Origin of the sequence: Microbacterium sp. M28, assembly GCF_025836995.1 — a bacterium.
In the GTDB taxonomy this organism is placed as follows: domain Bacteria; phylum Actinomycetota; class Actinomycetes; order Actinomycetales; family Microbacteriaceae; genus Microbacterium.
This window is the reverse complement of record NZ_CP107546.1, coordinates 1,979,503-2,001,790: the sequence shown is the minus strand read 5'-3', so window position 1 is coordinate 2,001,790 and position 22,288 is coordinate 1,979,503. Positions and strand designations below refer to the sequence as shown.

22 protein-coding genes are annotated in these 22,288 nt (G+C 67.8%); 20 read left to right on the top strand and 2 right to left on the bottom strand.

Translation table 11 applies throughout. The features are described 5' to 3' along the window. Positions 1–4 precede the first annotated feature (4 nt). The 15 genes from murC (at position 5) to OED01_RS09830 (ending at position 15,911) form a co-directional block, all read left to right on the top strand. Entirely contained in the window at positions 5–1,405 is a 1,401-nt protein-coding gene (gene murC, locus OED01_RS09900) for a UDP-N-acetylmuramate--L-alanine ligase (RefSeq protein ID WP_264155116.1), read from the top strand. A gap of 3 nt (positions 1,406–1,408) precedes the next feature. Next, entirely contained in the window at positions 1,409–2,335 is a 927-nt protein-coding gene (locus tag OED01_RS09895; RefSeq protein WP_264155115.1) for a cell division protein FtsQ/DivIB, read from the top strand. A gap of 198 nt (positions 2,336–2,533) precedes the next feature. Further along, complete coding sequence (gene ftsZ / locus OED01_RS09890; RefSeq protein ID WP_264155114.1) at positions 2,534–3,679, top strand: cell division protein FtsZ; 1,146 nt, start codon at positions 2,534–2,536, stop codon at positions 3,677–3,679. 19 nt (positions 3,680–3,698) lie between these two features. Then, positions 3,699–4,376: a YggS family pyridoxal phosphate-dependent enzyme gene (locus tag OED01_RS09885; RefSeq protein WP_264155113.1), complete on the top strand. Its 678-nt coding sequence runs from the start codon at positions 3,699–3,701 to the stop codon at positions 4,374–4,376. Positions 4,377–4,416: 40 nt separating this feature from the next. Then, a complete protein-coding gene (locus tag OED01_RS09880; RefSeq protein WP_264155112.1) occupies positions 4,417–4,893 on the top strand; it encodes a cell division protein SepF in 477 nt (158 codons plus the stop codon). 3 nt (positions 4,894–4,896) lie between these two features. Continuing rightward, positions 4,897–5,208, top strand: a complete 312-nt coding sequence (locus tag OED01_RS09875) for a YggT family protein (RefSeq protein WP_264155111.1) — start codon at positions 4,897–4,899, stop codon at positions 5,206–5,208. A gap of 155 nt (positions 5,209–5,363) precedes the next feature. Continuing rightward, positions 5,364–5,960, top strand: a complete 597-nt coding sequence (locus OED01_RS09870) for a DivIVA domain-containing protein (RefSeq protein ID WP_264155110.1) — start codon at positions 5,364–5,366, stop codon at positions 5,958–5,960. Between the two features lie 9 nt (positions 5,961–5,969). Beyond that, the gene (gene lspA / locus OED01_RS09865; protein WP_264155109.1) at positions 5,970–6,614 is read left to right on the top strand and encodes a signal peptidase II; all 645 of its coding nucleotides are present in this window, start codon (positions 5,970–5,972) and stop codon (positions 6,612–6,614) included. Positions 6,615–6,616: 2 nt separating this feature from the next. Further along, positions 6,617–7,537 (top strand): RluA family pseudouridine synthase, encoded by a 921-nt coding sequence (locus OED01_RS09860; RefSeq protein ID WP_264155108.1) that lies wholly within the window; start codon positions 6,617–6,619, stop codon positions 7,535–7,537. Positions 7,538–7,621: 84 nt separating this feature from the next. Continuing rightward, positions 7,622–8,209 carry a GNAT family N-acetyltransferase gene (locus OED01_RS09855; protein ID WP_264155107.1) on the top strand — a complete coding sequence of 196 codons (588 nt, stop codon included), beginning with the start codon at positions 7,622–7,624 and terminating at the stop codon, positions 8,207–8,209. 56 nt (positions 8,210–8,265) lie between these two features. Next, positions 8,266–11,784: a DNA polymerase III subunit alpha gene (gene dnaE / locus OED01_RS09850; protein WP_264155106.1), complete on the top strand. Its 3,519-nt coding sequence runs from the start codon at positions 8,266–8,268 to the stop codon at positions 11,782–11,784. A gap of 126 nt (positions 11,785–11,910) precedes the next feature. Then, positions 11,911–13,059, top strand: a complete 1,149-nt coding sequence (locus tag OED01_RS09845; protein ID WP_264155105.1) for a hypothetical protein — start codon at positions 11,911–11,913, stop codon at positions 13,057–13,059. A gap of 1 nt (position 13,060) precedes the next feature. Then, positions 13,061–14,380, top strand: a complete 1,320-nt coding sequence (gene hisD, locus OED01_RS09840) for a histidinol dehydrogenase (RefSeq protein ID WP_264155104.1) — start codon at positions 13,061–13,063, stop codon at positions 14,378–14,380. Between the two features lie 18 nt (positions 14,381–14,398). Beyond that, entirely contained in the window at positions 14,399–14,875 is a 477-nt protein-coding gene (gene nrdR / locus OED01_RS09835; RefSeq protein WP_264155103.1) for a transcriptional regulator NrdR, read from the top strand. 10 nt (positions 14,876–14,885) lie between these two features. Further along, a complete protein-coding gene (locus OED01_RS09830; RefSeq protein WP_264155102.1) occupies positions 14,886–15,911 on the top strand; it encodes a quinone-dependent dihydroorotate dehydrogenase in 1,026 nt (341 codons plus the stop codon). A 43-nt stretch (positions 15,912–15,954) separates the two neighbouring features. On the opposite strand, the gene OED01_RS09825 is transcribed toward OED01_RS09830, so the two are convergent. Continuing rightward, a complete protein-coding gene (locus OED01_RS09825) occupies positions 15,955–16,524 on the bottom strand; it encodes a DUF3043 domain-containing protein (RefSeq protein WP_264155101.1) in 570 nt (189 codons plus the stop codon). A gap of 46 nt (positions 16,525–16,570) precedes the next feature. Here OED01_RS09825 and OED01_RS09820 point away from each other — a divergent pair, with 46 nt between their 5' ends. The 5 genes from OED01_RS09820 (at position 16,571) to OED01_RS09800 (ending at position 21,604) form a co-directional block, all read left to right on the top strand. Continuing rightward, positions 16,571–17,986, top strand: coding sequence for a dipeptidase (locus OED01_RS09820; protein WP_264155100.1), 1,416 nt, complete (start codon positions 16,571–16,573; stop codon positions 17,984–17,986). Positions 17,987–18,063: 77 nt separating this feature from the next. Then, entirely contained in the window at positions 18,064–18,426 is a 363-nt protein-coding gene (gene erpA, locus OED01_RS09815; protein WP_264155099.1) for an iron-sulfur cluster insertion protein ErpA, read from the top strand. 96 nt (positions 18,427–18,522) lie between these two features. Continuing rightward, positions 18,523–19,428, top strand: a complete 906-nt coding sequence (gene ctaC / locus OED01_RS09810) for an aa3-type cytochrome oxidase subunit II (RefSeq protein WP_264155098.1) — start codon at positions 18,523–18,525, stop codon at positions 19,426–19,428. 3 nt (positions 19,429–19,431) lie between these two features. After that, on the top strand, positions 19,432–21,168 hold the full coding sequence (gene ctaD, locus OED01_RS09805) for an aa3-type cytochrome oxidase subunit I (RefSeq protein ID WP_264155097.1): 1,737 nt from the start codon (positions 19,432–19,434) through the stop codon (positions 21,166–21,168). 1 nt (position 21,169) lies between these two features. After that, positions 21,170–21,604, top strand: coding sequence for a cytochrome c oxidase subunit 4 (locus OED01_RS09800; protein ID WP_264155096.1), 435 nt, complete (start codon positions 21,170–21,172; stop codon positions 21,602–21,604). Between the two features lie 227 nt (positions 21,605–21,831). On the opposite strand, the gene OED01_RS09795 is transcribed toward OED01_RS09800, so the two are convergent. Beyond that, entirely contained in the window at positions 21,832–22,251 is a 420-nt protein-coding gene (locus tag OED01_RS09795) for a rhodanese-like domain-containing protein (protein WP_264155095.1), read from the bottom strand. Positions 22,252–22,288: the final 37 nt, after the last annotated feature.

Genomic DNA, 22,288 nt, shown 5'->3' with positions numbered 1-22,288 from the left:
CGACATGATCAGACCTGACCTCACCCTCCCGATCCCGGAGTCCATCACCGCCGCGCACTTCATCGGCATCGGCGGATCCGGTATGAGCGGACTCGCGAAGATGTTCCTCGACGCAGGGATCCGGGTGTCCGGTTCCGACCGTGCCGACAGCGCCGCCCTGCGCGCGCTGGCGGATGCCGGTGCGACCGTCCACGTCGGCCACGACGCCGCGCAGCTGGGCGACGCCGACACCGTGATCCACACCGGCGCGATCTGGCCGGAGAACCCGGAGTTCGTCACCGCCAAGGAGCGTGGGCTGCACGTCATCCACCGCTCGCAGGCGCTGCACTGGCTGATCGGCTCGCGCCGGCTCGTCTCCGTCGCCGGCGCGCACGGCAAGACCACGTCCACCGGCATGATCGTGACGGCTCTGCGCGACCTCGGCGCAGACCCGAGCTTCGTCAACGGGGGAGTGATCGAGCAGCTCGGCACGTCCAGTGCGACCGGCTCCGATGAGCTGTTCGTGATCGAGGCCGACGAGTCCGATGGCACGTTCCTGCTCTACGACACCGCCGTGGCGCTCATCACGAATGTCGACCCCGACCACCTCGACTTCTACGGCTCCGACGAGGCGTTCCACGACGCGTTCGTCCGGTTCGCGGATGCCGCCGCAGAAGCGGTCGTGATCTCGAGCGATGACCCCGGCGCCCTACGCGTCGCGTCCGGCATGTCGCACCCGAACGTGATCACCTTCGGCCTCGCCGAGGACGCCGATCTCCGCGTCACGGACATCGACACCACGGGCCCTGTTTCGGCGACGCTCACGCGCGGCGAGGAGTCCGTCCGACTCACGCTCGCCGTTCCCGGCGCGCACAACGCGATCAATGCCGCCGGTGCGGTGGCGGTGCTGCAGGCGCTCGGCCACTCGCTCGCCGACGCCGCGCGCGCGCTCGAGGGGTTCGCCGGCACCGTCCGGCGCTTCGAACTGCACGGCACCGAGCGCGGCGTGAGCGTGTTCGACGATTACGCGCACCACCCGGCCGAGGTGCAGGTCGCCCTCGCCACCGCTCGCAGCGTGGTCGGCGGAGGTCGGGTCATCGCGATCCAGCAGCCGCACACGTATTCGCGCACCCAGCACATGTTCCGCGAGTTCGCGGAGGTGCTGGAGCAGGGTGCGGACCACACCGTCATGCTCGATGTGTACGGCGCCCGTGAGGATCCGGTACCGGGTGTGACCGGTGAGCTGGTCAGCGGTGCGTTCGCCGATCAGGGCAACGTGCACTATGTCGCGGATTGGCAGGAAGCGGCTGACTACACGGCGAGCATCGCGCGCGAGGGCGACTACGTCATCACGCTGGGCTGCGGCAACGTCTACCAGATCATCCCGCAGGTGCTCGACTCGCTCCGCCGGACGCCAGGGGACTGACGCGTGCGCCGGCCAGCGCCCCTTCCGGTCACACCGGACGAGCAGCCGCCCGCCGATGGGTCGGTCCGCCGTGGACGGCGGACGGACGATCGCGCGCCGGACGGCCTGGTCACGCCGATCACCACGGCGGACGAGGAAGCGACGGACGATCGAGCAGCCGCCGAGGCCGAGGAACCGCTGCTCACGCAGCGTGATGTGTGGCGCGCGGCCCGCGCACGGCGGAAGGCGCTCAAGAGCGAGATCCGTCGGTTCACCCAGCGCTCCCGGCGTCGCAGGATGCTGTGGCTCGGCGTCCTCGGGGCGTTCGTTCTCCTGATCGGCGGAACGGCGCTCACCGCGTACAGCCCGCTGTTCGCGGTGCAGAAGGTGACGGTGGTCGGCGCGTCCGCGCTCGACCCTGCGCAGATCGAGTCGGCGCTGTCCGAGCAGATCGGCACGCCGCTGGCGCTCGTCGATGCGGGCGAGGTCAAAGCGGCGCTCGTGGCCTTCCCGCTGATCGAGACGTACGCGCTCGAGGCGAAGCCGCCGCACGAGCTGACGGTGCGGATCGTCGAGCGCACCCCCGTCGGCGTCCTGAAGACGGATGCCGGCTACACCGTCGTGGATGCCGCAGGCGTCGCCCTGGCCACGACCGACTCCCAGCCAGAGGGGCAGCCCCTGCTGGAGATCGAGGGCGGGACGGACTCTGCGGCCTTCGAATCGGCGGGGCTGGTTGTCCGGTCGCTGCCGGCCGACCTGCGCGCCCAGCTCACGCGGGTGCAGGCCTCGTCGACCGACGATGTCACGCTCGCGCTCGGCGACAAGAACGTCGTGTGGGGGAGTTCGGAGGAATCGGCGCTCAAGGCGGTCGTCCTGTCCCGGCTCGTCGCCGGCAACCCAGACGCACGGAACTTCGACGTCTCGACTCCTGACGTCGGCATCGCGGGCTGACCGTCGAGCGTGCCCTCGCGAGCGCTCGAACGAGGCGATTGCGAGACACGCCCGTGTCGTTGCGGGCGCACGCCTGATAGGCGCATACCTTCGATCAAGAGAACGCAATACCGGGAAATACTTTACACCTCTAGTTGAGGTTTAAAGTTCACACACTCGCAGAACAGATTTTCAGGCTCGACATATCGGAGGCCGGCCATGAGCCAGAACCAGAACTACCTCGCCGTGATCAAGGTCGTCGGCGTCGGCGGTGGCGGTGTCAACGCCGTCAACCGCATGATCGAACTCGGCCTGCGCGGTGTCGAGTTCATCGCCGTCAACACCGACGCACAGGCGCTGCTGATGAGCGACGCCGACGTCAAGCTCGACGTGGGTCGCGAGCTCACCCGCGGTCTGGGCGCCGGAGCCGACCCCGAGGTGGGCCGTCGGGCCGCCGAGGACCACGCCGAGGAGATCGAGCAGGCGTTGACCGGTGCCGACATGGTCTTCGTGACGGCCGGCGAAGGCGGCGGGACCGGAACCGGCGGCGCGCCGGTGGTCGCCCGCATCGCGAAGTCGATCGGCGCCCTGACGATCGGTGTCGTGACGAAGCCGTTCTCGTTCGAGGGTCGTCGTCGCCAGAGCCAGGCCGAGGCTGGCGTCGCGAAGCTCAAGGAAGAGGTCGACACCCTCATCGTGGTGCCGAACGACCGCCTCCTGGAGATCAGCGACCGCGGCATCTCCATGATCGAGGCGTTCGCGACCGCCGACCAGGTGCTCCTCGCCGGTGTGCAGGGCATCACGGACCTCATCACCACGCCTGGCCTGATCAACCTCGACTTCGCCGACGTCAAGTCGGTCATGCAGGGCGCGGGTTCCGCCCTCATGGGCATCGGCTCCGCCCGCGGCGCCGACCGGGCCATCAAGGCCGCCGAACTCGCCGTGGAGTCGCCGCTGCTCGAGGCATCCATCGAGGGCGCGCACGGTGTCCTGCTCTCGATCCAGGGTGGTTCCAACCTCGGCATCTTCGAGATCCACGACGCAGCCGACCTGGTCAAGGAAGCCGCGCACCCCGAGGCGAACATCATCTTCGGTACCGTCATCGACGACACGCTCGGCGACGAGGTGCGCGTCACGGTCATCGCGGCCGGCTTCGACGGTGGAGAGCCGTCGCTGCGTCTGGATCCGACGTTCCTGTCGCGCCCGGAGGCGCTGCCCGAGCAGACGGTCGCGGAGGAGAAGAGCATCGAGGTGCCGGTGGTCGAGGAGAAGCGTCAGCCCGTCGCTCCCATCTCGGCGACCAGCAGCTACGAGCCGGCGTTCGCGGACGACAACGACCTCGACATCCCCGAGTTCCTCAAGTGACCACGCGGACGCTCGCACGATGACCCTGGCAGCACGGCTGTCGGCGATCGATGAGCAGATCGCCGACGCCGCGCGCCTGGCAGGGCGGGATGCCCGGGAGATCACGCGCATCGTCGTGACCAAGTTCCACCCGGCGTCGCTCGTGGCGGACCTCGCGGCCCTCGGCGTGACCGATGTCGGTGAGAATCGCCAGCAGGAATTGACCGCCAAGCGGGGCGAGCTCGCCGACGTGCCGGTGCGCTGGCACTTCATCGGCCAGGCCCAGACGAACAAGGCGGGAGCGATCAGGCGCAGCGCTGACGCGGTGCACTCCGTCGATCGCGAGCGTCTGGCCGACGCCCTGCACCGCGCGGCGGAGAACGACGACGTGCTCGACGTGCTCGTGCAGGTGAACCTCACCGAGGACGTCGGTCGCGGAGGAGTCGAGCCCGACGGTGCGCTCGGGCTCGCGGATCACATCGCCGGCCTGCCCTCGCTGCGCCTGCGCGGGGTCATGGCGGTGGCGCCCTTGGACGAGGAGCCCGCATCGGCTTTCGCCCGGTTGCGCTCGGTGGCGGATGCCGTGCGCGCGCAGCATCCGGACGCCACCTGGATCTCGGCGGGCATGACCGCCGACTTCGTTCCGGCGATCGCCGCCGGCGCGACACACCTGCGGATCGGCTCCGCAATCACCGGTCCTCGCCCTGCGCGGGGATAACCTCGAACAAGACCAGCCCCGATAGTTTCCGGAGGACACGATGGGAAACCCGCTGAAGAAGACCATGGTGTATCTCGGCCTCGCCGACGAGGAAGAGGTCTACGAGGAGGAGTCGTCTCAGGCGCCCGCCCGTGCACACCGCGAACGCGACCGCGAGGTCGAGGAGCAGGCCCCCGCACCGGTGACCCCGTTGCGCCGCCCCGTCGCCGTGCGTCAGCCGGCCGCCGGCACGGTCAACGAGATCCTCACCGTGCACCCCAAGCAGTACCGCGACGCGCAGCTGATCGCGGAGAGCTTCCGCGAGGGCATCCCGGTGATCATCAACCTGTCGCAGATGTCGGATGCCGAGGCTCGTCGCCTCATCGACTTCGCGAGTGGGCTCTCGCTCGGCCTGTACGGTCGTATCGAGCGCGTCACCTCGAAGGTCTTCCTGCTTTCGCCGGAGAACATCGCGGTCTCCGGTCACGGTGGCATCGCGCACGCGGACGCGGAGTCCGCGGGCTTCGACCACGCATAACCCGTGGGTTCGCTGGTCTCCGTCATCGCCGGCATCGTTCACCTGGTGCTGCTGATCTACATCTTCGTGCTCTTCGCGCGCCTGATCCTCGACTACATCCCGTTGTTCAACCGGGAGTGGCGTCCGAAGGGCTTCGGGCTCGTCGCCGCCGAGGCCGTGTACACGGTCACGGATCCGCCCATCCGGTTCTTCCGACGGATCATCCCACCGCTGCGGATCGGCGGCCTGTCGCTGGACTTCGGCTTCGCGCTGACCATGTTCATCGTGCTCATCCTGATGTCCATCGTGCGCGCCATCGGCGGCGCCGCCGCCTGAGCGAACATGCGCCGCGCTGAGCGCGCGCCGTCGCGACGATCAGGTGCGGGGACTATGCTTGGCTCCCAGGTGCGCCCCCAGGGTCCGCGCCAGATCCACACCGCGCCATCGTCGTAGTACTGGCAAACCGAACTCATCGAAAGAGGAGCCAACCCATGGCACTGACCCCGGATGACGTCGTCACCAAGCAGTTTCAGCACGTCCGTTTCAAGGACGGATTCGACCCCGACGAGGTGGATGACTTCCTCGACGAGATCGTCGTCGAGTGGCGCAAGGCCCTCGAGGAGAACGCCGAGCTGAAGAGCAAGCTCGCCGCCTACGAGTCCGGCGAGAAGGCCCCTGCGGCCGCCGTCGTGACCGAGGTCCCCGCGCCTGCTGCCCCGGCTCCTGCCCCCGCGGAGCCCGCCAAGGCGGCCCCCATCGCGACCACGACGACGGCCGGCATCATCGAGCTGGCTCAGCGCCTGCACGACGAGCACGTCGCCGAGGGTGAGACCAAGCGCGCTCAGCTCATCGCCGAGGCCGAGGCCGAGGTCGAGAAGATCCGCAGCGAGGCCGCGGCCAAGCAGCGCGAAGAGTCCGCCCGTCTGGAGCGCGAGCGCAACACGCTCGAGGCTCGCATCACCGAGCTGCGTACGTTCGAGCGCGACTACCGCACTCAGCTGCGCGGTTACATCGAGGGTCAGCTGCGCGACCTCGATGAGAAGTCGGCGTCGACGGACTCGACGCCGGTCTCCGCCATCGGTCTCTAAGGCATCCTCTTGTCAGGACGTCGTCCCCTTCGTCGGTCGGCGGCCGGCGCGATCGTCGCGATTCTCGCGATCATCGTGCTGGCCGCCGATCAGTTCGTGAAGCACCTCACGGTCGAGAACCTGCCCTATGGGGAGCCGGTTCCGGTCTGGGGAGAATTCCTTCAGCTGTACTTCGTGCGCAATCCCGGTGCCGCGTTCTCGATCGGCTCCGACCACACCTGGATCTTCACGATCGCCCTGAGCGCCGTGGCCGGCGTCATCATCTGGAAGACCGTCGGTCTGCGGTCGCGTCTGTGGGCCGTCGTCCTCGGCTGCCTCCTGGGCGGTGTGCTCGGCAACCTCACGGACCGTTTCTTCCGCGAGCCGGGCTTCGCCAGGGGCGAAGTCGTCGACATGATCTCGATGCCGTGGATGATGCCGGCGATCTTCAACGTCGCCGACATCTTCATCGTCACGGGCATGATCTCGGTGGCGCTGCTCGTCGTGCTCGGACTGCGGTTCGACGGTACGCGCGAGCGCGACCACGTCGAGGCGGAGAAGCTGGCCGCCGAGGCGGAGCAGGATGCCGAGGTAGACCGGACCGCTGGAGACGTCTCCGTCGTGTCCCAGGATGGCGAAGCGGGGCGCCCGGCGTCCTCCGGTGCGGCGTCCTGATCGTGGAATCCCGGAACCTCCCCATCCCCGACGGACTCGACGGCGTGCGGGTCGACGCCGCGCTGGCCAAGATGCTCGGATTCTCGCGGACCTTCGCCGCCGAGGTCGCCGAAGCCGGCGGCGTGAGCGTCGACGGCGTGTCGCTGGGCAAGTCCGATCGTCTCCGCGCGGGCGGATGGCTGAGCGTCGAATGGCGGCCGAAGGAGGAACCGCGCATCGTCCCGGTCGACGTGCCGGAACTCGGGATCGTCCACGACGACGATGACATCGTGGTCGTGGACAAGCCGACCGGTGTCGCCGCCCATCCATCGTTGGGCTGGGAGGGCCCGACGGTCCTCGGAGCCCTGGCCGGTGCCGGATTCCGCATCGCCACGAGCGGGGCGGCCGAACGCGCCGGAATCGTGCACCGCCTCGACGTCGGAACCAGCGGACTCATGGTCGTCGCCAAGACCGAGCGCGCCTACACGCTGCTCAAGCGCGCCTTCAAGGAGCGCACGGTCGAGAAGATCTACCACGCCGTCGTTCAGGGGCATCCGGACCCGCTGGTGGGAACCATCGACGCACCGATCGGGCGGCACCCCAACCACTCGTGGAAGTTCGCCGTCACACCGGAGGGCAAGGACTCCGTCACGCACTACGAGACGCTGGAGGCGTTCCCCGGCGCGTCGCTGCTGGAGATCCATCTGGAGACGGGACGCACGCATCAGATCCGCGTGCACATGGCGGCGCATCGGCATCCGTGCGTCGGCGATCCGCTCTACGGGGCGGACCCGACGACGGCTGCGCGCCTCGGTCTGACGAGGCAGTGGCTGCACGCGCACAAGCTGGCCTTCGCGCACCCCGGCTCCGGCGACGGGGTCGAGTTCGAGTCCGCATATCCGGCGGATCTCGCCGGGGCGCTGGAGATGCTGCGCGGCGACTGAACGCGCGGCCGCGCCTCGCCTGATCTCGAGAGAACGTCCTGAATTGGGACACCCGATGTCCGCGGCATCCGGCACACTGTCTTCATGACGATCGAGGTGCACCCTGCGACGGCCTTCGAAGATGTCGCGACCGTGGTCGGGCCGAAGAATCCGATGTCGAATGTGTGCTTCTGCCTGAACTACCGGATCGGCAGCGGCGAGGCGGGCAAGCTTCGAGAACCAGCGCGATCCGCGAAGGTGCGCGAGCTGTGCGAGATGGACCCGCCGCCCGGTGTCATCGCGTACGTCGACGGACAGCCGGCCGGATGGGCGGCGCTGCATCCGCGTCGCGACACGAGCTTCGCCCGCAGCCGCGTGATTCCCCGAGTGGACGATCTGGACGCGTGGTCGCTGTGGTGCTTCCGGGTGCGTCCCGGATATCGCAAGCACGGGCTGATGCACTCCCTCCTCGAGGGGGCGGTCGCCTACGCGCGGGAGCGCGGCGCACCTGCGGTCGAGGGATATCCGGTCGACAACGACGGAGCACGGATCAATCAGACGATGATGTACGTCGGGACGCGCGCGATGTTCGAACGGGCCGGATTCTCGAAGGCCGCTGACACGTCGAGCATGTTCGACGGGCACCCGCGTGTGGTGATGCGGTTGGACCTGGCTCGGACGACCGTTTCCTGAGCCCTCGCGCCGCTCGCGCGGCGCCCGACGTCGGATGCCGAAAGTAGACTCGAAGCATGGCATCCGACTCCTTCGTCCACCTGCATGTGCACAGCGAGTATTCGATGCTGGACGGTGCTGCGAAGATCGGCGCGATGACCCAGGCGGCGGCGGATTACGGCATGCCGGCCATCGCCGTGACCGACCACGGCAACACGTTCGCGGCCTTCGAGTTCTACCGCGCGGCCCAGAACGCCGGCGTCAAGCCGATCATCGGTCTCGAAGCGTACGTGACGCCGGGCACCCACCGCAGTGACAAGTCCCGGGTGCAGTGGGGATCACCCGATCAGAAGAGCGACGACGTCTCCGGGTCCGGCGCGTACACCCACATGACCATGTGGAGCCAGAGCACCGAGGGCATGCACAACCTCTTCCGGCTCAGCTCACGCTCGAGCATGGAGGGGTACTACTTCAAGCCCCGTATGGACCGCGAGCTGCTGCAGACGTACGGCAAGGGCCTGATCGCGACGACGGGGTGTCCCTCGGGCGAGATCCAGACCCGCCTGCGTCTCGGGCAGTACGACGCGGCGCGGGCCGCGGCTGCCGAGTTCCAGGACATCTTCGGCAAGGAGAACTACTTCGCCGAGATCATGGATCACGGCCTCTCCATCGAGCGGCGCGTCATGACCGACCTGCTGCGTCTGTCGAAGGATCTCGGCATCCCGCTCGTGGCGACCAACGACTCGCATTACACGCACCAGCACGAGGCCGACGCGCACGCCGCGCTCCTCTGCGTGCAGTCCGGCTCCACGCTCGACGATCCGAACCGCTTCAAGTTCGATGGTGACGGCTACTACATCAAGACCGCAGCCGAGATGCGCCAGCTCTTCCGCGATCACCCCGAGGCGTGCGACAACACGCTCCTCATCGCGGAGCGCTGCGAAGTCGAGTTCAACACGTCCGCGAACTACATGCCGCGGTTCCCCGTTCCGGACGGCGAGACCGAGGACAGCTGGCTCATCAAGGAGGTCGAGAACGGGCTGCACTACCGCTACCCGAACGGCATCCCAGACAAGGTGCGCAAGCAGGCCGAGTACGAGACCGGCATCATCCTGCAGATGGGGTTCCCCGGCTACTTCCTCGTCGTCGCCGACTTCATCAACTGGGCCAAGGACAACGGCATCCGCGTCGGTCCTGGGCGCGGATCCGGTGCCGGTTCCATGGTCGCGTACGCCATGAAGATCACCGACCTGGATCCGCTCGAGCACGGCCTGATCTTCGAGCGCTTCCTCAACCCGGACCGCGTCTCGATGCCCGACTTCGACGTCGACTTCGACGACCGTCGCCGCGGCGAGGTCATCGAGTACGTGACCCAGAAGTACGGGTCGGAGCGCGTCGCCCAGATCGTCACCTACGGCACCATCAAGTCCAAGCAGGCGCTGAAGGATGCCGGACGCGTGCTGGGTTTCCCGTTCAGCATGGGGGAGCGGCTCACCAAGGCCATGCCGCCGCCCGTCATGGGCAAGGACATGCCGCTGGACGGCATGTTCGACTCCGCGCACCCGCGCTACAAGGAGGCCAGCGAGTTCCGCGCTCTCATCGAGACCGATCCGGAGGCGAAGACCGTCTTCGACCGCGCGCTCGGCCTCGAGGGCCTGAAGCGCCAGTGGGGTGTGCACGCCGCCGGCGTCATCATGTCGTCCGAGCCGCTGCTCGACATCATCCCGATCATGCGCCGTGAGCAGGACGGCCAGATCGTCACGCAGTTCGACTATCCCTCCTGCGAGACCCTCGGTCTCATCAAGATGGACTTCCTGGGGCTGCGCAACCTCACGATCATCTCCGATGCGCTGGAGAACATCCGCCTGAACAGGGGAGAGGAGCTCGATCTCGAGCACCTCGCCCTTGATGACCGCGGCGTCTACGACCTGCTGGGCAAGGGCGACACCCTCGGCGTGTTCCAGCTCGACAGCCCGCCGCTGCGATCGCTCATGAGACTGATGAAGCCCGACAACTTCGGCGACATCTCGGCCCTCATCGCGCTGTACCGTCCTGGTCCGATGGGGGCGAACTCGCACACCAACTACGCTCTGCGCAAGAACGGTCAGCAGCCGATCACCCCGATCCACCCGGAGCTCGAGGAACCGCTCGCAGAGATCCTGCAGGAGTCGTACGGCCTGATCATCTATCAGGAGCAGGTCATGGCCATCGCGCAGAAGGTCGCCGGCTTCAGCCTCGGTCAAGCCGACATTCTCCGCCGCGCGATGGGAAAGAAGAAGAAGTCCGAGCTGGACAAGCAGTACGAGGGCTTCTCCGGCGGCATGAAGGAACGCGGGTTCGGCGAGGCCGCCATCAAGGCGCTGTGGGACATCCTGCTCCCGTTCTCGGACTACGCGTTCAACAAAGCCCACTCCGCCGCGTACGGTCTCGTCTCGTACTGGACCGCGTACCTCAAGGCGCACTATCCCGCTGAGTACATGGCCGCACTGCTCACGAGCGTCGGCGACTCCAAGGACAAGATGGCGCTCTACCTCAACGAGTGCCGCCGCATGGGGATCCGTGTCCTTCCGCCGGATGTCGCGGAGTCGATCAACTTCTTCGCCGCCGTCGGCGAGGACATCCGCTTCGGCCTCGGGGCCGTGCGCAACGTGGGCAGCAACGTGGTCGACGGCATCGTGCAGGCGCGCAAGAAGGAGACCTTCACCTCCTTCCACGACTTCCTGCACAAGGTGCCGCTCCACGTCGCCAACAAGCGCACGGTCGAGTCCCTGATCAAGGCCGGCGCGTTCGACTCGATGGGCGACAGCCGTCGCGCGCTGATGGAGATCCACGAGGATGCCGTCGAGGCCGCCGTCGATCGCAAGCGCAACGAGGCCCAGGGGGCGATCGGCTTCGACTTCGACAGCCTCTACGACGACATGGAGGAGGCGGCACCCGCCAAGGTCCCCGAGCGCCCGGAGTGGACCAAGAAGGACAAGCTGGCCTTCGAGCGCGAGATGCTCGGGCTGTACGTGTCGGATCACCCGCTCGCCGGACTCGAGGTGCCGCTGGCCAAGCACGCGTCGATCTCGATCCACAACCTGCTGTCCTCGGAGGATCTGCAGGACGGCGATCAGGTCACCGTGGCCGGACTCGTGACCAGTGTGCAGCACCGCGTCGCCAAGGCGAGCGGCAACCCGTACGGCATGATCACCGTCGAGGACTTCAACGGCGAGGTCACCGTGATGTTCATGGGGAAGACCTACACCGAGTTCCAGCACGTTCTGCAGCAGGACGCGATCCTCGCCGTGCGCGGTCGCGTCTCCCGGCGCGATGACGGCCTGAACCTCCATGCGCAGTCAGCGTTCGCGCCCGACGTCGGCTCGTTCGACGCCGCGGGTCCGCTGTCGCTCGTCGTCGCCGAGCAGCGGGCCACGGAGCGGGTCATGAACGATCTCGCCGATGTGCTGCGCCGTCACACCGGAGACACCGAGGTCGTGCTCCGCGTGCACCGCGGCCGAACGGCCAAGGTCTTCGAGGTGCCGATGCCGGTGACAGTGTCCGCCGATCTCTTCGGAGACCTGAAATCCCTGCTCGGCCCGGCATGCCTGGGCTGACGTCGTTCATGAGAAAGTCATGACGGTTACGGTCTCGATAACGGGCGCTCGCGCCCTCACAGGTAATATCGGGACGCGTTAGGGGCCCGCGCCGACATGGCCGTGCCCCGTGACGAAAGGAACAGGATGAGTACCCAGCACCCGTTCGAGGACGCCCCCGAGTCCGCGACGCCCGTCCCCGATGAGGAGACCTTCACCGTGGAGGACGGATCCGTCCTCTACGAGGATCAGGTCACCCCGGAGTACGGCATCCTCGGGTTCACGCTGCGCGAGCTGATCCTCGTCGGCGTGTGGCTGGTCGCCTTCGTGGTCTCCTTCTTCCCGCTCGCTGCGGGAACGACCTCGGTGTGGGGGCAGGGGATCTCCTGGGTCCTGCCGATCGGACTGCCGACGGCGGCGATGTTCCTCATCGTCCTGCGTCGGTTCTCGCCCGACGGCATCCGCCGTGTCGGCTCCCTCGGAATCGATCAGTTCGCGTCGGTGACGTTCACCGTGGCCGCCATCTGGTGGGCGCAGGTGCTGTGGTCGCTGGTCGGCTCGTCGATCGCCAGCGGCATCGCCACGGCCGCCTGGGTGCCCTGGGTGGAGCTGGTCGCTTCGCTCGGACTCGTCGCGCTGACGGTCTTCGCGCCGCTGATCCCCGGCGTGCGCGAGGACTTCATCGGCCGACTCGAGACGCTGGCGCACCGCAACGCCAACCCCGTCCGTCCCGTGATCGCGCGCCCGCGCGAGCCGAAGAACGACGACGCCGCTGCGACGCCGGAGGCCGAGCACACCGGCACGTACACCGACGAGATCGCCACACTCGGCCTTGCCGATCAGGTGCCGCTGTCCGCGCACGCCTCCGGCGGCGACACCGGTTCCGTGCTGACGGAAGACGAGTACGTGCCCGGGTATGCCCGCCGCTCGCGCCGCGAGGAGGCCGAGGTCGACGAGGCCGACGGCACCGACGCGAACGCCGACATCGAGCCCATCGTCGAACTCGGTCTCGTCCCCGATGCCTCTTCGGATGCCGACGTGGCGGAGGAGACGCCTCTGACCGAATCCTTCGACGTCGATGCGACGAACCCGCGCTTCGCACCGACCTCGCAGCCGTTCTGGGCTCTGGCGCCCACCGAGCGCGACGTCGTGGACGAGCGCGGCGAGCTCCTGTTCCGTATCGGCCCGGATGCGTGGGCGCTCGTGATCGAGGATCGCGGTGGCGCGTTCGTCGTGCGACACGATGATGGCCGCATCGGCTATCTGCACGACATCGACGACATCACGAAGGGCTGACATGCGCACGATCGATCTCCGAGGGCGCGAGCTCTCGGCATCCGACATGCTCGGTGCCGTGCCACGCGCCACGCAGGCGCGCGCCGAGGCGCTCGACGCGGCGACGCGGATCGTCGAAGCGGTGCGCGTCGATGGCGAGGCGGCGCTGCGGGAGCAGGCCGAGCGCTTCGATCGGGTCACGGGGCACGCGATCCGTGTCCCGGCCGAGCACATCGCGGCGGCGGTCACCGCACTGGCTCCCGATGTCCGGGCGGCGCTGGAGGAGACGATCCGGCGTGTGCGGCAGGCATCGGGCGCCCAGGTGCCCGCGCCGCAGACGACGCAGATCGGCCAGGGTGCGCAGATCGTCCAGCGCTGGCAGCCGGTCCGCCGCATCGGCGTGTACATCCCCGGTGGGAAGGCGGTCTATCCGTCGAGCGTCATCATGAACGTCGTCCCCGCGCAGGTCGCGGGCGTCGAGCAGATCGCGCTCGCGTCGCCGCCGCAGTCCGACCAGGACGGTCGCATCCACCCGACCATCCTCGCCGCAGCCGGTCTGCTCGGCGTCGATGAGGTCTACGCGATGGGCGGTGCCGGTGCCATCGGCGCCTTCGCCCACGGCGTCGAGGAGATCGGTCTCGATCCCGTCGACGTCGTCTCGGGGCCGGGCAACAATTACGTCGCTTCCGCCAAGCGGGTGGTCGCGGGCGTCGTCGGCACCGACTCCGAGGCCGGCGCGACCGAGATTCTCATCGTCGCGGATGCCGCAGCCGACTCGCGTCTCATCGCGGCGGACCTCATCAGCCAGGCGGAGCACGACGAGCAGGCGTCCGCCGTGCTCGTGACCGATTCGGCCGAGCTCGCGGAAAGCGTGTCCTCCGAGGTCGCGACGCAGGCGGCGACGACCCGTCACGCAGACCGCGTCGCGGCGGCACTGGGCGGCGAACAGTCTGCGATCGTGCTCGTGGACGACCGCGCGATGGCGACCGCGTTCAGCAACGCCTACGCACCTGAGCACCTGGAACTGCACCTCGAGGATGCGGATGCCGCGGCATCCGCTTTCACCAGCGCCGGAGCCGTCTTCGTCGGCGACCAGACCCCGGTGAGCCTGGGGGACTACATGGCCGGCAGCAACCACGTCTTGCCCACCGGTGGCCAGGCGCGATATGCGCCGGGTCTCGGCGCGTACACGTTCCTGCGCCCCCAGCAGGTGATCCGGTACGACCACGTCGCCCTCGCGCAGGTGCGCGAGGGAGTGGTCGCACTCGCGAACACCGAAGCGCTGCCTGCCCACGGTGAGGCGATCGAGGCGCGGTTCACGACCGAACCCGCCGGCGACTGAGCGGGTACGCTGAGACAAATGCACTGTCCGTTCTGCCGGCATCCGGATTCCCGCGTCATCGACTCGCGCACCAGCGACGACGGTCTGTCGATCCGTCGCCGCAGACAGTGCCCGGAGTGCGGTGGACGCTTCTCCACCACGGAGACGGCGAGTCTGAACGTGATCAAGCGCTCGGGTGTGATGGAGCCGTTCAGCCGCGACAAGGTCATCTCCGGCGTGCGCAAGGCCTGTCAGGGACGCCCCGTGACCGACTCCGATCTGGCGGTCCTCGCTCAGCGGGTGGAGGAGAACGTCAGGGCGACCGGCGTCTCCCAGCTCGATGCGAACGAGATCGGGCTCGCGATCCTCGGTCCGCTGCGGGAGCTCGACGAGGTCGCCTACCTGCGATTCGCGAGCGTCTACCAGGCGTTCGATTCGCTCGAGGACTTCGAGAGCGCCATCACCGATCTGCGCGCCGACCACGCTCGCGCGGGGAACGACGCCGACGACCGGTAATCTGGCAGGGATGTATCCCCTGCTCTTCCGCGTCGTCCTCACGCGCCTCGACCCCGAGTTCGCCCACCATGCCGGCATGGCGGTGATCCGTGTCCTCGGTGTTCCGCCGTTCTCCTGGGCGACTCGCGCCCTGACGAAGCCTCCCGCCGAACAGCGCGTGCGCGCGCTGGGGCTGGACTTCCCCTCGCCGTTCGGCATCGCGGCCGGGTTCGACAAGAACGCGGTCGGTGTGCGCGGTCTGGCCGCGCTCGGTTTCGGACATGTCGAGGTCGGGACGATCACGGCCGTCCCGCAGGAGGGCAACCCCAAGCCTCGGCTGTTCCGGTTGGTCCCCGATCGCGCGGTCATCAACCGGATGGGCTTCAACAACGCCGGCGCTGACGCCGCGGCGAAGCGCCTCGTCAAACTGCGCCGACGCAAGCCGGACACGATCATCGGCGTCAACATCGGCAAGAGCCGGGTCGTCGACGTCGAGAACGCGACCGCCGACTATGTGACCAGTGCCACGACGCTCGCACCGCTGGCCGACTATCTCGCGGTCAACGTGTCGTCGCCCAACACTCCAGGGCTGCGAGGACTGCAGGCCGTCGAGACGCTCGCTCCGCTGCTGCGCGCGGTGAAGGATGCCGCAGGCGCCACGCCGCTGCTGGTGAAGATCGCCCCCGACCTGCCGGATGAGGAGATCGAGGCGATCGCACAACTCGCCGTCGCCGAGGGGCTCGCCGGCATCATCGCCCACAACACGACGATCGGACGCGACGGGCTGTCCACGGCTCCGGCGAAGGTCGAGGCCGCCGGCGCAGGAGGACTCTCCGGGGCGCCGCTGCGCGAGCGCTCGATGGAGGTGCTGAAGGTCGTGCGGGCCGCGGTGCCGAACGACTTCTGCGTGATCTCGGTCGGCGGCGTGGAGACCGCCGGGGACGTGCGTGCACGTCTGGATGCCGGAGCCACGCTCGTGCAGGGCTACACGGCGTTCCTGTACCGCGGTCCGTTCTGGGGTCGCCAGATCAACCGGGGTCTGCGCTCGGGTCGATGAGCGCTCCCCGGTCGTCCGGCGCTGTGTGTCGGATGCCCGGAGCTCAGGCGGGGTACTGGCGCCGCTTGACCTGCGGCTTCGGCAGACGCATGAAGCGCATCTGCAGTGCGCGCATCGCCGCGTACCAGCCGAGGCCCTTCTCGAGCTTGTCCTTGCCGAACTTCGCCGCGGCCTTGCGCTTCACGCGGTTCGCCAGGAGGACCATGTCGAGGATCGAGATGATCAGGTACGCCCACAGACCCACGAAGGCGTAGAACGAGATCGCAGGGAAGGCTTCGCCGAACAGCGACACGATGATCACGACCAGCATGAGGGCCATGATCCACTCGGACAGGTGCCAGCCGGCATCCACGTAGTCGCGTACCCAGCGGCGCTGCGGACCCTTGTCGCGCGGCGGGAGGTACTTGTCGTCGCCGTTGGCCATCCCGATGCGCGCCTTCTCGCGCTGCTCGTTCAGCTGCGCCTTCGCCGCGGCCTTCGCCTCCTTGGTGTTCGCCACCAGCGGCCGACGGCGGGCAGCTTCCTGCTCGGCACGCGTCGGCGTCGCACGCCCCTTGCCGGCGATGGGGTTCTGCGCGGCGGCGTCGTTCGTCTCAGGGGTGGGATTGGCCACAAGGCTCCTCGGTCACGTGATCGGGTTCGCCCTTAAGATTACCCGCATGACCTCTTCCGATTCGCAGACCCCTGAAGACCTCGCCGTCGAAGAGGCGGTGCTCGAATCCGTCGCGACCGGCCTGCCCCGCGCGCTCGGTGATCTGGGGACTCTCGTGCGCATCCCCGGCATCGCATGGCCGTCGTTCGATCAGTCCCAGTTGGAGCGCAGCGCCGAGGCCATCGCGGCGCTCGCGACGGACACCGGCGTGTTCGACGAGGTGCGCGTGCTGCGTGCGGCGATTCCGGGGACGGACGAACAGGGCCAGCCGGCCATCCTCGCCACCCGTGCCGCGCGCAACGGCCGACCGACCATCCTCCTCTATGCGCACCACGACGTGCAGCCTCCGGGAGACGACGCGCTCTGGGAGACGCCTCCGTTCGAGCCCACCGTGCGCGACGGCCGGCTGTACGGCCGAGGAGCGGCGGACGACAAGGCAGGCGTCATGGCGCACATCGCGTCGCTGCGCGCCGTCGCGGATGCCGTCGGCGACGGCCTCGACCTCGGTGTCGCCCTGTTCATCGAGGGGGAGGAGGAGTACGGCTCCCGTTCCTTCGCGCAGTTCCTCAGCGACAACGCCGACGCCCTTCGCGCGGATGCGATCGTCGTGGCGGATTCCGGCAACTGGGACTCCAGGACGCCCGGCCTGACGGTGTCGCTGCGCGGCAACGCGCGATTCACGCTCACGGTCCGCACGCTCGAGCACGCGTCGCACTCCGGCATGTACGGCGGCGCGGTTCCCGACGCGATGATGGCCACGATCAAGCTCCTGAACACCCTGTGGGATGCCGATGGCTCCGTAGCGGTGGCCGGCCTCGAACAGCGGGCGGCCGCCACACCCGATTACTCCGAAGAGACCCTCCGCGACGAGGCCGGTCTCCCCGAGGGCGTCTCACCGATCGGCCGCGACAGCATCCTGAGCCGGATCTGGAACAAGCCGGCCGTCACCGTCATCGGTGTCGACGCGACGAGCGTGGCGTCGGCATCCAACACCCTCTCGCCCGAGGTGACCGTCGTCATCAGCGCACGCGTCGCACCGGGCCAGAGCGGGGCAGACGCCTATGCAGCGCTCGAGCAGCACCTGCGCGCGCACGCACCGTTCGGCGCCGAGTTGACGTTCTCGGACGTCGATCTCGGCGACGGCTTCCTCGTGGACACCAGCGGATGGGCGGTCGCGCTCACGCGGCAGGCCATGGCGGACGGCTACGGAGTCGAGCCGGTCGACCTCGGAGTCGGCGGTTCGATCCCGTTCATCGCGGACCTCGTCCGCGAGTTCCCGGAGGCGCAGATCCTGGTCACCGGCGTCGAGGACCCGCATGCCAGGGCACACAGCCCGAACGAGTCGCTGCACCTCGACACGTTCCGCCACGCCGTTCGGACCGAGGCGCTCATGCTGACGCGCATGAACCGGATCACGCGCTGACACGCCCGGCCGGCGCACCCGGCGGTAGAATCTGAAACAACGCCGTGCCGCGCGCGGCCCCGTCCCTGAGGAGTGAGATGAGCGACACCACACTGACCACCGAGACCAACACCGCACACGGGGTGAAGCTGACCGACGCCGCGGCGCTCAAGGTCAAGAGCCTCCTCGAGCAGGAGGGGCGCGACGACCTGCGTCTGCGCGTCGCCGTGCAGCCCGGCGGCTGCTCCGGCCTGATCTACCAGCTGTACTTCGACGAGCGGTACCTGGACGGCGACGAGACGGTCGACTTCGACGGCGTCGAGGTCATCGTCGACAACATGAGCGTGCCGTATCTCGACGGTGCATCGATCGATTTCAAGGACACGATCTCGGAGCAGGGCTTCACGATCGACAACCCGAATGCGGCGGGCAGCTGCGCCTGCGGCGACAGCTTCCACTGACCCTGACGCACACGCCAACCTGCGTGCTTGGCGTGAATCGGGTGTGAGGTTGCCCTAGACTGGGGTGTGCCCTGTCCGCGATCTGAAAGGTGCATCGTGCCCTCGAAACGCCGCCTTCGTTGGGCCGCCATTCCTCTGGGAATCGCGGCAGCCGTGGCCCTGGCGGGATGTACTCCCACCGAGCTCAACGGCTTCCTTCCTGGCTTCGTCGAGGACGGTACGGCCGCGACAAACCAGACCGAGCGAGTCTCCGGTCTGTGGGTGAACTCCTGGATCGTCCTGCTGGCGGTCGGTGTCATCACCTGGGGTCTCATGGCATGGGCCGCCATCGCGTACCGCCGTCGCAAGGGCCAGACCGGCCTGCCGGTGCAGATGCGCTACAACATGCCGATCGAGATCTTCTACACGATCGTGCCGCTGCTGCTCGTGCTCGGAATGTTCTTCTTCACCGCGCGTGACCAGACCGCGATCGAGACGCAGTGGGAAGAGCCCGACGTCGAGATCACCGCGATCGGCAAGCAGTGGGCGTGGGACTTCATGTACGCCGGCGAGGACGACGACCTGTCGGATGCCGTGTGGACCATGGGCATCCAGGCCCAGCCCGACAAGGACGGCAACGTCGACCAGGAGCAGCTTCCGACGCTGGTCCTGCCGGTCGATCAGGATGTCACCATCCACCTCCAGTCGCGCGACGTCATCCACTCGTTCTGGATCATCGACTTCCTCTACAAGAAGGACATGTACATCGGGAAGGACAACACCTGGTCCTTCACTCCGACGCGTGTCGGCGAGTACGAGGGCAAGTGCGCGGAGCTCTGCGGCGAGTACCACTCGATGATGCTGTTCAACGTCAAGGTCGTCGAGCAGGACGAATACGACGCCTACGTCGAGGAACTGCGCGAGAAGGGCAACACCGGCGACATCGCCGATGCCTACGACCGCCTGTCGAACCTCCCCGGAACCGGATCCTCCGAAGAGGCATCCGAGGGAGAAGAGGAGTAAGTCATGTCGACCACAGCTGAACCCAAGATCGACGAGACCGCCGGCTCCCGCCCGAACACCCTGCCCGCCCGCCAGGCCGCTCTGATGAGCTCCTCGCGCGTCGAGCAGAAGGGCAACATCGTCGTCAAGTGGATCACCTCCACCGACCACAAGACCATCGGGTACATGTACCTGATCGCGTCCGTGCTGTTCTTCCTCCTCGGCGGCGTGATGGCCCTGGTCATCCGTGCCGAGCTGTTCGCGCCGGGTATGCAGATCATCCCGACGAAGGAGCAGTACAACCAGCTGTTCACGATGCACGGCACGATCATGCTGCTGATGTTCGCGACGCCGCTGTTCGCGGGCTTCGCCAACGCGATCCTGCCGCTGCAGCTGGGTGCTCCGGACGTCGCCTTCCCGCGTCTGAACGCGTTCGCGTTCTGGCTGTTCCTGTTCGGCTCGACGATCGCGGTCGCCGGCTTCCTCACCCCGCAGGGTGCGGCGTCGTTCGGCTGGTTCGCCTACCAGCCGCTCGCGAACGCCTCGTTCTCACCCGGTGCCGGTGGAAACCTCTGGATGGTCGGTCTCGGCATCTCCGGTTTCGGCACGATCCTCGGTGCGGTGAACTTCATCACCACGGTCATCACGATGCGCGCCCCGGGTATGACGATGTGGCGCATGCCGATCTTCAGCTGGAACACGCTCATCACCAGCCTGCTGATCCTGATGGCCTTCCCCGTGCTGGCGGCAGCGATCTTCGCCGCGGCGGCCGACCGCATCCTCGGTGCGCACATCTACGACCCGGCCAACGGCGGCGTGCTCCTGTGGCAGCACCTGTTCTGGTTCTTCGGGCACCCTGAGGTGTACATCATCGCGCTGCCGTTCTTCGGCATCGTCTCCGAGATCTTCCCGGTGTTCAGCCGCAAGCCGATCTTCGGATACAAGACCCTCGTGTACGCGACCATCGCGATCGCCGCGCTGTCGGTGGCCGTCTGGGCGCACCACATGTACGTCACGGGTTCGGTGCTGCTGCCGTTCTTCGCGCTGATGACGATGCTCATCGCGGTTCCGACCGGTGTGAAGATCTTCAACTGGATCGGCACCATGTGGCGGGGCTCCGTCACGTTCGAGACGCCGATGGTCTTCGCTCTCGGCTTCCTCGTCTCGTTCGTCTTCGGTGGCCTCACCGGCGTCATCCTCGCCTCGCCTCCGCTGGACTTCCACCTCAGCGACTCGTACTTCGTCGTCGCCCACTTCCACTACGTGGTGTTCGGGACCGTCGTGTTCGCGATGTTCGCCGGCTTCTACTTCTGGTGGCCGAAGTGGACTGGGCGGATGCTGAACGAGCGTCTCGGCTACGTGCACTTCTGGATGCTGTTCATCGGCTTCCACATGACCTTCCTCATCCAGCACTGGCTGGGCGTCGACGGCATGGTCCGCCGCTACGCGGACTACTCCGCGGCCGACGGGTGGACGTGGCAGAACCAGGTGTCGACGATCGGTGCGATCATCCTCGGCGCTTCGATGCTGCCGTTCTTCCTGAACGTGTGGATCACGGCCCGCAAGGCGCCGAAGGTCACCGTGAACGACCCGTGGGGATACGGCGCATCGCTCGAGTGGGCGACCAGCTGCCCGCCGCCGCGTCACAACTTCACGTCGATCCCTCGTATCCGCAGCGAGCGTCCCGCGTTCGACCTGAACCACCCGGAGGCCGCAGAGCACCCGGTCGCAGCTCACGCAGCTGCGGGAGAGGCCAAGTAACATGCGCGACAACGTCATCCTGTGGTGGGTGCTCACGGCCTTCTTCGCCGTCGTGGCCGTCGTCTACACCGGCTGGAACATCCTGGAGCACCAGGACCGTCCGATCGTGACCGCGATCGAGTGGGTCGGCACCGTTGCCCTGTTGTTCACCGCCTTCATGGGCGCGATGATCGCCTGGTACCTGCACCGCACCCACCGTGCCCAGGGCGGCGAGCTGCCCGAGGACATCCTGACGAGCGACATCGACGACGGAGATCCCGAGCTCGGCGAGTTCAGCCCGTGGTCGTGGTGGCCGATCGTCCTCGCGGGTTCCGCGGCGATCTTCGTCGTCGGACTCGCCGTCGGACACTTCCTGCTCCCGATCGGTCTCGCGATCTTCGTCATCGCGATCGTCGGCTGGGTGTACGAGTACTACCGCGGCAACTTCGCCCGCTGATACGCAGCATCGAAGAAGGCCCCCGGATCTCCGGGGGCCTTCTTCGTGCGCGGTGGGCCGGCCCCGCCGTGCCCGACGGGGGCCGCGGGTCGTTTCGCCGGCGTTGAGGCGGCCGTCCACAGCGCCTTCCGGCTGCCCGCGCGTGATGCGGGTCGCTGATGGCCGTCCACGGGCGCTGGACCGAGCATTCACGCCCTCTCCGCAAGCCGCCCGGGTGCGACTCGCAGCTACGCGCGCGTGCGGATGCGCGGGACGCCGGTGAGCGGGTCGACCGTTCGCCGGTGGACGCCGTCGGCGTTCTCGACAGGGTAGCCCTCGCGCACCCAGTACTCGAACCCGCCGATCATCTCGCGGACCGGATAGCCGAGCTTCGCGAACTCCAGGGCTCCCTTGGCACCGGCGTTGCACCCCGGGCTCCAGCAGTACACGACGACGTCCGTGCCGGCGGGGATCTCCTGCGGGGCGCGATCGGCGATGTCGTTGTAGTGCATGTGGATGGCCCCCGCGACGCGTCCCTGCGCCCAGGCCTCGTCGGAGCGGACGTCGATGACCAGGACGCCGTCCCCGGCCTTCTGGCGGGCGTACAGGTCGCTGGCGTCGGTCTCGTAGGCCAGCTTGGCTGCGAAGTAGTCGGTGCGCTCGATCATGCGTCCAGCCTACGGATGCCGTGGCGCCCGCGCCTTC